The organism is Lysinibacillus sp. OF-1 (genome assembly GCF_028356935.1).
Classification (GTDB): Bacteria; Bacillota; Bacilli; order Bacillales_A; family Planococcaceae; genus Lysinibacillus; species Lysinibacillus fusiformis_D.
In genome coordinates this window covers 2,558,830-2,571,789 of sequence record NZ_CP102798.1, presented here as the reverse complement: position 1 = coordinate 2,571,789, position 12,960 = coordinate 2,558,830, and the positions used below count along the sequence as shown (strand labels likewise).

Sequence of the window (12,960 nt, the reverse complement as noted above, 5' to 3'; positions counted from 1 at the left end):
GAGATTTTTATTTGATTAATTAAATGAGCCTTATTCAACTAAAGCTCTGTTAGTTGAATAGACAAAATTCACCTAAATTTTCAGAAGGGAGTGTTTATGCTCAATTCTTATCCTGAAATGGTTCATTATTCGTATTTGTTCTTCAGTTAATTTTTCTATGTCCCAATACATATGCATTAAACTGTATTCAAAAATTTCCTTTAATTTTATAAATAGAGGGAGTTTTTCTAACATCTCTGATGATATAGAATTTTCTTCCTGATACCCTTCAATTATTGCGTTAGATATAGAACGACCATAGTCAACAATATTACTGTTTCCTACAAATGAATATTCCATCGCACTATAGATTGGAACAGCTAAATCAAATATATAGAAGTTTTTTTCGCAATCTTGAAAATCAATCATCGTAAAATTATTATGACTATCTACCAATATGTTTTCTAACCATAAATCACCGTGTATCAAACCATAATCTGACTGTTTTTTCGGAATATCCTTTATTGAGGATAAAACCTCATCTGCAATTTCTCTAATTATATTTTCTTCTTTAGGGATATATTTCAGAAAAGCATATTCTTCATTCTCATACCAATCGTTAATGTATTTAACGGTCTCTATATTTTCAAATGTTTTTGATAGGCGATGTAAACGACCAATTTGTCGACCTAATTCTTTTAAAACCTTTGCATTCCATTGACTTCTATGCAAGTGTGCACCTGAAGCACCCTTATATAGAACAGTTAGAACTTCACTTTTTAATGTCATTTTTTCAATTAATTTTCCGTTTAATGATTGTATTATGGGGGATACTCCAAATCCTTCGCTATACAAAAAATTAGTATATTTAATTTCTTCTAACTGTTCATCATATGTTTTATAGTTTGTTATTCTTGCAAAATAGTCCCCATGTTCTGTAATACATCGAAACATTTCATTAGTCACTGATTCGACTGCCATAATATTAACTGGATAAATTTTGTTAAGTGATTCAAGTATCCTTTGTTCCATAATCTTTTACTCCTCCTTTTATCTTTAATCCCATTAGACATTGTCAAACTTGTCATTAGGATAAAAAACACTGTATATTCCCTGATTATACCATATGAAAAAATCCCTGTTATTTAACTGAATTGCAAAAATATGTAAGTCAATTTAAATACAATGGGCATCCAAACAGTTGGTGGAATAGCCCATGCAGATGTAACGGAATTAGCAAAACGCTTTAGGGAATCAATACTATTATCATGCATAAGGCATTATTTTCTACATTGGGTGAGCCAGTAGTGAGCAATGCGCTGGATGGGAGCTTGAAAAATTACAACAGACGATCACACATGCATTCGTACAACATAACGATATTATGTTAACTATATGGGAGCAGGCTAATTATGAACAATGGAGAGACACCATTCAAATGGGGCAGGGAAAACCACGCTTTGTAAGGTATTAGTGAGGCTATACAGACAGCAAAAAGGACAAATTCTTTTAAAGGATAAAGTGTTATCACCATCAAAGCGAAGTAAGCTAACCTATTTTGTCATGCAGGACCCAGACTATCCACTTTATGCGGCAAGTGTTGGGAATGAAATCATGTTAGGTCGGCAAGTAACAGAGACTCTAAGAAACAAGGCAATCGAAGCACTGGAAAATTTTTTGCTTGTCCCACTAAAGGACAGACACCCTGCATCACTATCAGGTGGAGAAAAACAGCGTGAAACACTAGCAGCAAGCAGTATTCTGTAGCTGATGCACAAATTGTACCACTGGATGAGCCTACTAGCGGGTTAGATGGGGCAAAAATGGGTGTAGCACATGGCAAATCAAAATAAATTTGTTTTTGTCATTACACATGATTAGGCTTTTATAGACATTATTTGTGATGAAGTGTTAGTTCTATAAGGAAAGGACCGTAAAAATAGCAACGTCACTCATTTGAACAATGCAAATGAGTGACGTTTACTTCAAAGCGGCAAGTTCATAACGATTTGCTCACCAATAGGGCCTATTCTTCTTTCTCCGTGGTCCACAAAGCCAACTTTGGCATATAGATGCTGGGCAGCCGTGTTTTTATGATTGACAACTAACACCACTTCGTTACATTCTTTAAATTCCTGTTTGACAAAATCAGCTAGTGCAAACATGGCCTTTTTAGCATAACCTTTACCTTGCTGTTGATAATCGATAGACAAAGCGGTTAGTAACATTGCTTGGGGATTACTGGAATATTCTTTTACTCTATCCGTTGCATGAAGAACAAAAAAACCAACTGGCACATGATTACTTAAAATGACAATAGGATATTGTCCAACCTTTTCGATCGTAATTTCTTTTGGAAGGGCTGTAAACTGGTGTTGTTCTTCAGGTAGTTCAAAGCTGTTTAATTGCTCCACATAGTCTTCAGAGAAATGTACTAATTCAATGCTCGTTGTTGTTTGCATAAAAAAGCCTCCTTTTTTATTATTTTAACTACAGAACAAATGTTCGTCAAGGAGGCTTGTATAAAAATAACGCAAGTTGGGACTTTTTAACTTAATAAGTGACCGAAAAATAAAATGAAAGAAATACTAATAATCAAAATAAGTGTGATAACCATTGTCAATATTCCCCGAAGCAAGGTCGTTAAATTTCTTACATCTTTCATGCCCATAAGGCTAAGATAGAAACAGACAATGGACAAAAGTAGTGTCAATGTCAATGGATGAACATGAAGGTAGGTGTCAAAAAAGTTTTTCAATGTGCCTGATAGAAAAAATAGTAGGGTACAACCTAAAGAAAAAATAAATGACCAAAAGTTTAAATTAATTCCCATTGTTTCCCTCCTTCCTACAAAAACGAATTTGTCGTATCGATGTGCCAATGATTCCGTTTGATAGGGTAAAAGGATGAAACAAACAAAAGGGTAGGTGTAAAAGGAGGTCACTTGGACGAAAGTGACCTCAAGTACCATAAAGGAGTATAACGTAAAGTTGAAAGAACTTTACATTACTATTAGTATGCCTGAGCTAGTTGTTGAAGATAGTTATCTATCTCAGACACTAGCTTTTAATTATAAGTCCATATAAAAAAGCTAGAAAAACCTAAGAGAAGGCTGCGGGAGTTGTTTCCTTAGCCTTCTATAAAGGAATAGAAGCTAAAAAACATCCTAGACGGATGTTTTTTAGTATAACGGCTGCTGACAAGGGGGAAAGCCGTTGACATCTTGAATCACATGAAAATCATATTGCTTTAAGGCGAATTGACTTTGATACAAATATTCAAGGACAAGTAGTTTCCCATCTGAAACACCACAGAGGACACCTGAAGTACCTTGACCATTTGTCAAAGAAACACCGACAGGCTGACCGATTAAGTAAGCAATTTTATGTTGCCAAGGCACAATAGCCACTCCTTTCATTATAATATATGAAGGTGGTGGCTAGAGGTTCTTGCCTATAAAGTGACTTTCATTAAATCGTAGCCTCTGTTATTTGTTAAATTGCCATTATCCTAAAGGAATAGGAGTTATAATTGGGTTTCTGATTTTCAGTGGGAATATTGATTTACATAAAAAAGCAAGAGGGGGTTCTTTTAAGTAAAGATAAAAACTATTCACAGAAGAAAACAAAGCAGCAAGGAAGTTACTGATAAAATTCAACTTTATAAGAAGAAGGCTATTTAAGACAATATGAATGCAACCATGTTACTGAAGAATGTAGTGATATGTTGATCTATTCTTTATTGCATACAAAAGGGATAGCATTGTACAAAAACATCTTGGGGGCGATGTTAAAGGTGCTATCCCGCCATTAATGTATGTGTAAACGGTTATAAACATTACCACTGTGTGTAAATTAGAAAAAACGAAAAATTTTCTTTAAAGTAATGATGTCTTTTGATGATTACTGTAAGTAAAAAAGGTTAATCGCGACCAGCCTCCTACCATAGCTGGTCTAATAATCTCCCACCATACACAGAGACGCTTTTTTACTAACGACGCAGTTAGTTAAAGAGCGTTGCTTGACTTGTGTTCAACAATCGGACCATAATGTGACATAATAAAATTTGTCATTATTTTAATGTGTAATAGACTTAGTAATTACATTTGTTCTTCCTATATTACTTGAAATGAATTTTTTTAAATAAAAAGGAGAGTCAGTATGGAGATAGTATATTTTGCAGGTGGATGTTTATGGGGAGTACAAGCTTTTATAAAAACTTTACCTGGAGTTACGTTTACAGAAGCAGGAAGAGCTAATGGCACAGGTCATACACTGGAGGGCGATTATGATGGGTACGCCGAATGTGTAAAAACGGAATTTGATCCGACCATTGTCACAATCAGGGAATTAATGGGATATTTTTTTGAAATCATTGATCCATACAGTTTGAATCAACAAGGACAGGATATTGGCGAGAAATACAGAACGGGAGTATATAGTGAAAAGCCTGAACACTTACAAGAGGCGAAGGCGTTTCTTGATGAGAGAAATGATTACGATCTTATAGTTGTTGAAGTATTACCTCTTACAAACTATGTAAGAAGTGCAGAAGAACATCAAGATAGGTTAGCTAGATGTCCAAATGATTATTGTCATATTCCAAAAGAAATATTAAATAAGTATAAGTATTGAAGAACATTGAGTTGCATCGGCAGCTCTTTTTTTCTTTTAAACTAATAGTGCACGTTATATGCCCGTTTTATAAAAGAATATAATTTTAGCATGATTAGTTCTATTATTATTTTTGGTATTGCAGGCATACTTTATGCTTTGGTGGAAAATTCTTTCAAGAGAAATATAAAATTTGCTTAAACTAACGGGTAGCAATTGTTCAATTTAGTACACTCGCTTCCTGTGCTAAAGGGGCAGATTAGAAGTACTTAATTTGGATATTAACAATATACACTTGTTTTTGAACATCGTCCTCCAAACAAATTTAGAAAAACGTTTTCAAGATTTATCATTTATTCAATGTGCTTCTTGGAGTTATCCATCTAGATAGATTTATCAAAAAATCACTCATGCCAATATCATGAGTGATTTTTAATGGGTAACCTATTAAATAACGCCATCAGCTTTGGTTTTTTGTGTCATTTTTTTTATTTCTAAGTATAAATGATGTCAGGAATAAGAAGCTTGCCACCCATAACGAATAGAAAAGATTTTCAAGCAACGCCCAATGCCCATTTTTAAAATAATCCCATCCTGTTGATAATAAAAATACAACGATAATGAATGTGATATATATAGATTTTCCGAATGTAGTCAATTTAAACACCTCTATTTGTAATGTATGTAAATTGTAGCGTCAGTGAAAGTAGCAGGCTAAAATCAAAGAAGTCCCATTATTATTAGCTATTACAGGTCATTTTAAACGAGATAATGAGAGATCCGAAAAAAGAATGATCAGTGAATAGGTGTTTTTAGTTATAAAAAGATTTTTTAATATAATAATTATGCAAATTTAACAACCGGAAAATTGTATAATTATCCCACTGGTATAGCATAATGAATGAGCATGGAACAGTGTATAAATGCTTTATCGAGATGGAGCTATGTAATTTGTAGATACTGTATAATTCCTTTTTAAAAAAGGGTTTTTTGAAATGATTTATAAAAATACAAGAAGATGTGATGTCAAATGATACGAGCATCCATTTAGGAGACATGCTATCGAATTTGAATTTTTTGTTAATTTATCTTTCTTTTTCCCATTTAGGTGCCAATGAGTGTTATTCTATATTGGAATAATAATTATGGAGGCGATATTATGTATTACAGTAATGGTAATTATGAAGCTTTCGCACGTCCGAAAAAACCCGAGGGTGTCGATGAAAAATCAGCCTATCTGATTGGTTCGGGGCTTGCCTCACTTTCAGCCGCATGTTTTTTAATTCGTGATGGCCAAATGAAAGGTGAGAATATTCATATTCTTGAAGAGTTAGATATTTCAGGCGGTAGTCTTGACGGAATTTTAAATCCGACAAGAGGGTTTATTATTCGTGGTGGTCGAGAAATGGAAGATCACTTTGAATGCTTATGGGATTTATTCCGTTCCATTCCATCATTAGAAATAGAAAATGCTTCGGTTTTAGATGAATTTTATTGGTTAAATAAAGAAGATCCTAATTATTCAAAATGTAGATTAATGGAGAATCGAGGACAAAGATTAGAGGATGACGGAAAGTTCACATTATCCGATCAATCGTCTGAAGAAATGATTAAATTATTCTTTACGCCTGAAGAGAAGCTAGAGGATAAAAAAATTACAGATGTTTTCTCTGATGAATTTTTTGAATCGAATTTTTGGCTGTATTGGTCCACGATGTTTGCCTTTGAAAAATGGCATTCTGCTATGGAAATGCGTCGTTACATTATGCGCTTTATCCATCATATTGGTGGATTACCAGATTTATCTGCACTGAAATTTACAAAGTATAACCAGTATGAATCCCTAGTACTTCCGATGATCAACTATTTAGAAAAACATAATGTTGATTTCCAATATAATACGGTTGTCGAAAATGTTCTAATTGACAATGTTGGAGATAAAAAGGTAGCTCATACATTAGTGTTAAAGCAAAATGGTGAGAAAAAAAATATAGAGCTAACCGAAAATGAATTGGTTTTTGTGACAAATGGTAGTATTACGGAAAGTACAACGTATGGAGACAATAACACACCAGCCCCTGAAACAACTGACTTAGGAGGAAGCTGGTCTCTTTGGAAAAACATCGCTGCCCAAGATGCTGCGTTTGGAAGACCAGAAAAATTCTGTGATAATTTGCCGAAAGAAAGTTGGTTTGTTTCAGCAACACTCACTACATTAGATGATCGAGTAGCACCTTATATTGAAAAGATTAGTAAAAGAGATCCATATGCGGGGAAGGTCGTTACGGGTGGTATTGTAACAGCAAAAGATTCGAATTGGATGCTAAGCTATACATTGAATCGACAACCTCATTTTAAAAATCAACCAAAAGATCAATTAGTTGTTTGGATTTATGGTTTACTATCTAATAAGCCAGGGGATTTTATTAAAAAAAGTATTACGGAATGTAGTGGCAGTGAGATAGCACAAGAGTGGTTGTACCATATGGGTGTACCTGTTGAGGATATTCCAGATTTAGCGCAAAATTCTTGTCAGACAATCCCATGCTATATGCCATATATCACATCTTACTTTATGCCGAGAGCAATAGGCGATCGTCCGTTAGTTGTCCCAAAAGGATCTGTAAACCTAGCCTTTATAGGGAATTTTAGTGAAACTGAAAGAGATACCGTATTCACAACAGAATATTCAGTAAGAACAGCAATGGAGGCGGTTTATCAATTATTAGCAATTGACCGAGGGGTTCCTGAAGTATTTGCTTCTGCCTTTGATATTCGTACGTTATTAGCGTCAACGGCTCGCTTACTAGATGGTAAAAAATTGACAGATATAGATGCGCCATTTATCTTAAAACAAATCGGTAAATTAGGTATTCATAAAACAAAGGATACAATCATTTATGATTTACTAAAAGAAAGTAAATTGATATAAAAAATAGCTCATCCTAACAATTTGAATCAGCACAAAAAAATAATAGACAAAGTCGAAATTCGGACTTTGTCTATTATTTTTTTAATTATTTAGCTTATCGGAAATATTTCTTAATATTTCAGTTTGTTCCTTTTGTAAGTTAATAAATTTAAGTAAGAACCAAACAATGAAAACAACTGGGACAAGATAAAAAAATAATAGCAGAAAAACAGGGATAATGCCGAGTAATAATTCCATAATTGTATGAAAACCTCCTTATTGGTTTATTATACCATAATAATTATGGGGGAAGCGGCCAATTTTTGAAGATAGCTCAACCTACTAGCAACCATATTTATTACATAGTACAATGCTTTAAACTAGAATACTGAAATAGCGAAATAAGAAAAAATAAAACACCCAAAAAAACAAAGAGGAGGGTACTTGGCAGAACAAGACTTAATCCAGAAAACATACCACCGATTGCCATACCTGAATAGCGAATAAAATTAAACAGTCCTAAGGCAGCTCCTCTATATTCGCTATATTCATTACTTATAATCGTTGAAAATAGTGGAGGGGCAAATCCAATTGCTAAGCCATACACAAATAACAGGGTACTTAATACGATAATTGATTGAGTATGTAGGAAACCAAAAGCTATAATTAACAACGGGAGGAAAAATAAAACAGTGATAAATAGCTTTTTCAACGTCACTTTCTTCTGTATTTTTTTAAAGATAACACTCCCCAAAATCATACTAACAGTTAAAGGTAAGTATAATAATCCAATGTTTTGTAACGATATATGATAATGATCGTGGAGCAAGATCGGTAAAAATACTAGAATGACAAAGTAAATAAAGAAGACAAAAAAGCTTACCGTCATCGTCATTAAACCGACACGATTCAAAAAAATGGCTCGATAGATTTGGATAAAGCTACTAGCATTTTCTTGACCGTTATTTCTTTTTCCGTTGTTAGGAAATGCCAGCATAATAAACACAAGTAATAGGGTTGCAATAAGAAATAGACATAAAAAAATACCTTGGTAGCCATAATATTCGCCTAATATTCCACCTACTATTGGAGAAACTGCTGGGGCCAGGGAAAGTAGTATTTGATACGTCCCCATTGCGCTCCCCCTTGCTTCACCATCAAATAAGTGTGAAATCATATTTATCGTAACCAAGGGAATAACACCAGCTCCAATGGCTTGAACAACCCTAAAGACCATAAATACTAAAAAGTTGGTTGTAAATGCACAGACGATGGTTGAGATACTAATTAACAAGAAACTAAAGATCAACAACCGTTTTTGATTTTGGGTATCTATTACTGCACCTAAAAAAATTTGAACCATGGCTATGATAAAAATAAAGCTACTGACAGTGAAATTCACCCAATTAATAGATACGCTAAATGAATCCCGAATGAGTGGAATGACAGGCGTATAAATATTTTGATTTAAAGAAGCGAAGAAACTGCTTATACTTAACAAATACAATGCAAGTATTTTCGTTTGAGCTAGTCGAGACATATACATTCTCCTTTTACAGCTTTAATGTGACTTCATGTTTTCGGTAATAGCGTTTAAAAATCGAATAATTGTCTCTAATTCCGAAGTGTTAAAATCATTAAGGATACTTAAGTAACGATTTTTTGCCTGCTCATGTAATTGATGGTGGATAAGCGCAAGCATCTCCCCTGATTTTGTTAGCATATAATATACTTCCTTTTTATTATCTTCTTGCTGCATTTTTTCAAGGATATTATGCTCTAATAGCTTTTTTACTGCTTTTGTAATCGCTGGTTTCGAAACATTTAAAGTTTCTGAGAGTGTGATGTTATTCGCCTTTCCTTTCTCTTTAATTGCTGCAACAATGTGTAATTGTGTCAATGTCCAATCTGAAACAATTGCTTCCTCCTGACTGACTTTCATTCCTTTTCTTCTTCTGTCAGCCGATTCTCTTTCTGTAATTAATCGTTGCAAAGCTTCTATAACATCATTTTTTTTCTCCATTTGTGTCACCTAGCCTTATTTTATTTTAGTTAACTGGTTAACAATTTCAATTTTATATTTTATTTTTATTTATGTCAACAGGTGTATTTAACGAGGTTATTTAATAGTTAATCAGTTAATAATAAGGTTGATATTAGCGATTTGACCGTAGCTATGCCTAGTGAAACTTGGATGTAGTGCAGTCAACTAAAATAAAATGAAGAAATTCATTGTAGTTATAGTTCAACTTTATGGTTCACTGCATCTGAGTGACTTTAGAATTAGTTAGTGAAAATGGTCTACTTTGGTTAATTCCTACATATCAAAATTCAATATTAAGTAAGGTTGAATACTTTTCTTTTATTATTAATGATCAATTTTGGGTTTGTGATCCTAACTGCTATCGTATTCATGTTATTGATGAGATGAATTTTTCGTATATTGAAGACTTATTAACCCAGCCAATAAATAAAGTGGTTGTAAACAATTCGAGTACAGGAAAAGATTTGAATAATAACACTTTTGAAGTAATAAATAAAACAAAAGTATTTTCAACCTTAGATTCAGCAATTTGTTATACGGCAAACTTAAAAAATATAACCGAGGACTCTGCGGTTATTTTTCAAATAATTAACCCAGAAGGAAAATTGCATTTTGTGGACTGTGAGTGCTTAATGAGGAATAAAAAAATGGTGAACGAATTTATTATGCAGGATTAAAAATTACGCCTAATTTATTAGAAGGTACCTGGACCTTTCAACTGATTCATCAAAATAAAATAATAGATTCAAAAGCCGTTTTATACAAAATCTATAAAATTAACTATGGAAAAGATAAGAATAGTCATTTTACGAAAAAAAATTTCAATTTTAATTTAGAAATTTGAACGATATTAATTTTAGGAAGTGATTTTTATGAGTACTGGTAGGCAAATAGCTTCAATTTTTATATTACTATATTTTGTAGTTTTTTTTATAGTTTCAAAAACCTTTTCATTATCATCTACATTCAATTACATAGTTTGCGGAGCAGGATTAATAATTTCTGTTATTCTACATATGTATTTTAAATTTAAATATGAAAATATTAAAAAACCAGGTTCTCGTTAAATTGAGTACCTGGTTTAATTAATTCCATAAATTTTATCTTGCTAATACATATTCTATCGTATGTGCGAACGAACATTCTATGTAAGGGAGATGAACTCAACTTAGAGGAAATCGCAACCGCATTAAGTCTCCAGATTCCAAATATACCCCACATAAGAATACAATTAAATTCATATAAATAAAGGTAGTAAAAAAATCATAGAAATCTTGATTTCAACGTACCTATTCAATTCTAAATACACCCCCATAAAACTAAATCTTAAGAAAAACTTCAGGTTCTACTAAGGAAATATTTAAGATTCGTTGTGTATACTTATTAAAAAAAGGAAATTCACGAAACCATTTGAAGATTTAAAACGTATTGGTAGTAGGAGAGAGAATATTGGAGTAGGTGAAGATATGGCACATACGATTTACATAGTATTAACTAAAACAGGGACATTACTATCGAAAGCGATAGGCATGTATACGGGCAAAGAGATGAATCATGCATCCATAGCCTTTGATGAGGGGCTTTCTGAGATGTATAGCTTTGGTCGAAGGCAATTAAACAATCCGTTAAGTGGGGGCTTTTTACGAGAGGATGCAGAAAGAGGCCTATTTGAGTCTGCCGATTGTGTCATTTATCGTTGTCGGATATCCCATTATCAATATTTAGAGATGATGAAAATTGTGCGCTATATGTATTGGAATCGGGATCGCTATAAATATAATTTTATCGGTCTTTTTGGTGTGGTGATGCAAAAGGAAGTGAGACGTGAGCGTGCTTATTTTTGTTCCCAATTTGTAGCGACGCTATTAAAAGTGGGTGGTCTAAAAATCTATCAAAATCCAGCATTAATGACGCCTCATTGCCTAGCACAATTACCATATTTAGAAAAAGTGTTTGCTGGAAAACTAGCAGACTATTTACAAGCTACTCGTGAGCCAGTTATGCTGTATGGCTAACGAAGACATACTCCAATCTATAAATGCCTTTCATTACGTATTAATATCAATATATTGAATCAGGTAGGCAATCTTCCATTTTATTTTTTCGTAAAATAGAAGATTGCCTGCTGATTTTTTATTAGTAATATTTACCTCATATAGGATGACCATACACCTAATTGCTGGAAAGCTGAAAATAAGTCCTATTCCTGTTAAAGTACTACCATAAAATTGCTATCATAAATACGAGGTACGTATGTGTAACGATTGAATCATCAGCAAGGAGGATATATAGATGAGTGAAGAACTAACAGCAGTTGGTTGGGATGCGATTGATCAGGCATTAAGACAGGTGTATAGTGAGCAGGAGCCAATGCATTACGGAACCATGATTCCCTACTCGCTAGGAGGACAAGATCCTTTAGATGGGATAAGTGCCTATAAAAGTGAAACCCCGATTCCGCATTGGCATTTTGTTACATATGGTTTCTCGGAATTATATGAAAAAGAATTTGACAATCAAGAATATAGTGGGTATGGATTTGAGCTGACATTTCGCTTAGTACGCAACGAGAATGAAGAGGAGCCACCTGCTTGGGCTTTAAATTTACTGCAAAATATGGGCAGATATGTCTTTAATAGTGGCAATGTTTTTAGAGCAGGGGATTATTTAGATGCAAATGGACCCATCTGTCTTGATGCTGACACGCAATTAACCGCACTCGCCTTCACATATGATCCACAGCTTGCTGAAATAAATACACCAAATGGAAAAATGGAGTTTATTCAAATGGTTGGTATTTCAGAGGATGAGCTAGAAGCGATGCAGACGTGGAATACACTTGGGGTGCTAGAGGCTGGTATTGAGCAAATACCAAGCTATATTACGGATTTAACACGTAATTCTCTCCTGCAAAATCAAGAAGTTGTCGCAGCAGTTGAGCACGGAATGGAGGAAGATGGCTCCAATACGGGTTTTCTTTTTGTAGACCAGCTCGCTTGGGAGATTGGGAAAAAAGGTTGGTTTAACAAACAGTCCAATGTTATTCAACTCGGGGCGAAACAGGCAGAGGTCATTAGTAAATTACTACGTGGGCGTATTTTAAAAGATAAAAACCTAAGCTTAGTCGGACAACAAATAACAATCCAATTTAAAGCGGATTCCCAAGTTGGCTATCGTGAGGATGGACAGGAAATTACCATTTCATTGAACAGGGCAGCGGTAGAAGAATTAAGTCAAAAGCTAGTGCCACAAGAAAGCCAATTCACTGTGTCTTCTTTAGCAGGTGTAAGCTTTCAAATTTTGAAAACACATATTAAAAATCAAGAAGGAGCGGTTGTGAAAACAATCGGATAAGATTGATCTCTCGCTAAGGCTTTTTAGCGGGAGATTTTTCTCTAAAAGTAGAAAGGGAG

The 12,960-nt window shown here is 33.9% G+C and carries 11 protein-coding genes; 6 read left to right on the top strand and 5 right to left on the bottom strand.

The window, feature by feature from the left end; translation table 11 throughout:
• Positions 1 to 72: 72 nt before the first annotated feature.
• Positions 73 to 1,011 (bottom strand): phosphotransferase enzyme family protein, encoded by a 939-nt coding sequence (locus tag NV349_RS12590; protein ID WP_036116955.1) that lies wholly within the window; start codon positions 1,009 to 1,011, stop codon positions 73 to 75.
• Positions 1,012 to 1,398: 387 nt separating this feature from the next.
• Between NV349_RS12590 and NV349_RS12585 the strand changes: the two genes are divergently transcribed.
• The gene (locus NV349_RS12585) at positions 1,399 to 1,746 is read left to right on the top strand and encodes an ATP-binding cassette domain-containing protein (protein ID WP_271910104.1); all 348 of its coding nucleotides are present in this window, start codon (positions 1,399 to 1,401) and stop codon (positions 1,744 to 1,746) included.
• Between the two features lie 218 nt (positions 1,747 to 1,964).
• Here the strand turns inward: NV349_RS12585 and NV349_RS12580 are convergent, their stop codons facing one another.
• Together NV349_RS12580 and NV349_RS12575 are read right to left on the bottom strand one after the other, a co-directional pair.
• Positions 1,965 to 2,441 carry a GNAT family N-acetyltransferase gene (locus tag NV349_RS12580; protein WP_271910103.1) on the bottom strand — a complete coding sequence of 159 codons (477 nt, stop codon included), beginning with the start codon at positions 2,439 to 2,441 and terminating at the stop codon, positions 1,965 to 1,967.
• Between the two features lie 719 nt (positions 2,442 to 3,160).
• Positions 3,161 to 3,379 carry a hypothetical protein gene (locus tag NV349_RS12575; RefSeq protein WP_271910102.1) on the bottom strand — a complete coding sequence of 73 codons (219 nt, stop codon included), beginning with the start codon at positions 3,377 to 3,379 and terminating at the stop codon, positions 3,161 to 3,163.
• A gap of 760 nt (positions 3,380 to 4,139) precedes the next feature.
• Between NV349_RS12575 and NV349_RS12570 the strand changes: the two genes are divergently transcribed.
• Together NV349_RS12570 and NV349_RS12565 are read left to right on the top strand one after the other, a co-directional pair.
• A complete protein-coding gene (locus tag NV349_RS12570) occupies positions 4,140 to 4,613 on the top strand; it encodes a peptide-methionine (S)-S-oxide reductase (protein WP_036116946.1) in 474 nt (157 codons plus the stop codon).
• Between the two features lie 1,138 nt (positions 4,614 to 5,751).
• A complete protein-coding gene (locus NV349_RS12565; RefSeq protein WP_036116942.1) occupies positions 5,752 to 7,524 on the top strand; it encodes an oleate hydratase in 1,773 nt (590 codons plus the stop codon).
• A gap of 337 nt (positions 7,525 to 7,861) precedes the next feature.
• Here the strand turns inward: NV349_RS12565 and NV349_RS12560 are convergent, their stop codons facing one another.
• Together NV349_RS12560 and NV349_RS12555 are read right to left on the bottom strand one after the other, a co-directional pair.
• Complete coding sequence (locus tag NV349_RS12560) at positions 7,862 to 9,043, bottom strand: MFS transporter (protein ID WP_058843642.1); 1,182 nt, start codon at positions 9,041 to 9,043, stop codon at positions 7,862 to 7,864.
• A gap of 21 nt (positions 9,044 to 9,064) precedes the next feature.
• Positions 9,065 to 9,526, bottom strand: a complete 462-nt coding sequence (locus tag NV349_RS12555) for a MarR family transcriptional regulator (protein WP_058843643.1) — start codon at positions 9,524 to 9,526, stop codon at positions 9,065 to 9,067.
• Between the two features lie 248 nt (positions 9,527 to 9,774).
• Between NV349_RS12555 and NV349_RS12550 the strand changes: the two genes are divergently transcribed.
• The 3 genes from NV349_RS12550 to NV349_RS12540 all read left to right on the top strand — a co-directional run bounded on the left by NV349_RS12550 (position 9,775) and on the right by NV349_RS12540 (position 12,901).
• Positions 9,775 to 10,224 (top strand): hypothetical protein, encoded by a 450-nt coding sequence (locus NV349_RS12550; protein WP_089932674.1) that lies wholly within the window; start codon positions 9,775 to 9,777, stop codon positions 10,222 to 10,224.
• Positions 10,225 to 11,013: 789 nt separating this feature from the next.
• Positions 11,014 to 11,562: a hypothetical protein gene (locus tag NV349_RS12545; RefSeq protein ID WP_036116978.1), complete on the top strand. Its 549-nt coding sequence runs from the start codon at positions 11,014 to 11,016 to the stop codon at positions 11,560 to 11,562.
• 277 nt (positions 11,563 to 11,839) lie between these two features.
• Positions 11,840 to 12,901: a suppressor of fused domain protein gene (locus NV349_RS12540; RefSeq protein WP_036116930.1), complete on the top strand. Its 1,062-nt coding sequence runs from the start codon at positions 11,840 to 11,842 to the stop codon at positions 12,899 to 12,901.
• The last annotated feature ends 59 nt before the right edge of the window (positions 12,902 to 12,960 follow it).

Excerpts from the sequence above, each read along its gene's own strand:
- NV349_RS12590 (WP_036116955.1), bottom strand. The coding sequence starts at position 1,011 with ATGGAACAAAGGATACTTGAATCACTTAACAAAATTTATCCAGTTAAT.
- NV349_RS12585 (WP_271910104.1), top strand. The coding sequence starts at position 1,399 with ATGGAGAGACACCATTCAAATGGGGCAGGGAAAACCACGCTTTGTAAG.
- NV349_RS12580 (WP_271910103.1), bottom strand. The coding sequence starts at position 2,441 with ATGCAAACAACAACGAGCATTGAATTAGTACATTTCTCTGAAGACTAT.
- NV349_RS12570 (WP_036116946.1), top strand. The coding sequence starts at position 4,140 with ATGGAGATAGTATATTTTGCAGGTGGATGTTTATGGGGAGTACAAGCT.
- NV349_RS12565 (WP_036116942.1), top strand. The coding sequence starts at position 5,752 with ATGTATTACAGTAATGGTAATTATGAAGCTTTCGCACGTCCGAAAAAA.
- NV349_RS12560 (WP_058843642.1), bottom strand. The coding sequence starts at position 9,043 with ATGTCTCGACTAGCTCAAACGAAAATACTTGCATTGTATTTGTTAAGT.
- NV349_RS12555 (WP_058843643.1), bottom strand. The coding sequence starts at position 9,526 with ATGGAGAAAAAAAATGATGTTATAGAAGCTTTGCAACGATTAATTACA.
- NV349_RS12545 (WP_036116978.1), top strand. The coding sequence starts at position 11,014 with ATGGCACATACGATTTACATAGTATTAACTAAAACAGGGACATTACTA.
- NV349_RS12540 (WP_036116930.1), top strand. The coding sequence starts at position 11,840 with ATGAGTGAAGAACTAACAGCAGTTGGTTGGGATGCGATTGATCAGGCA.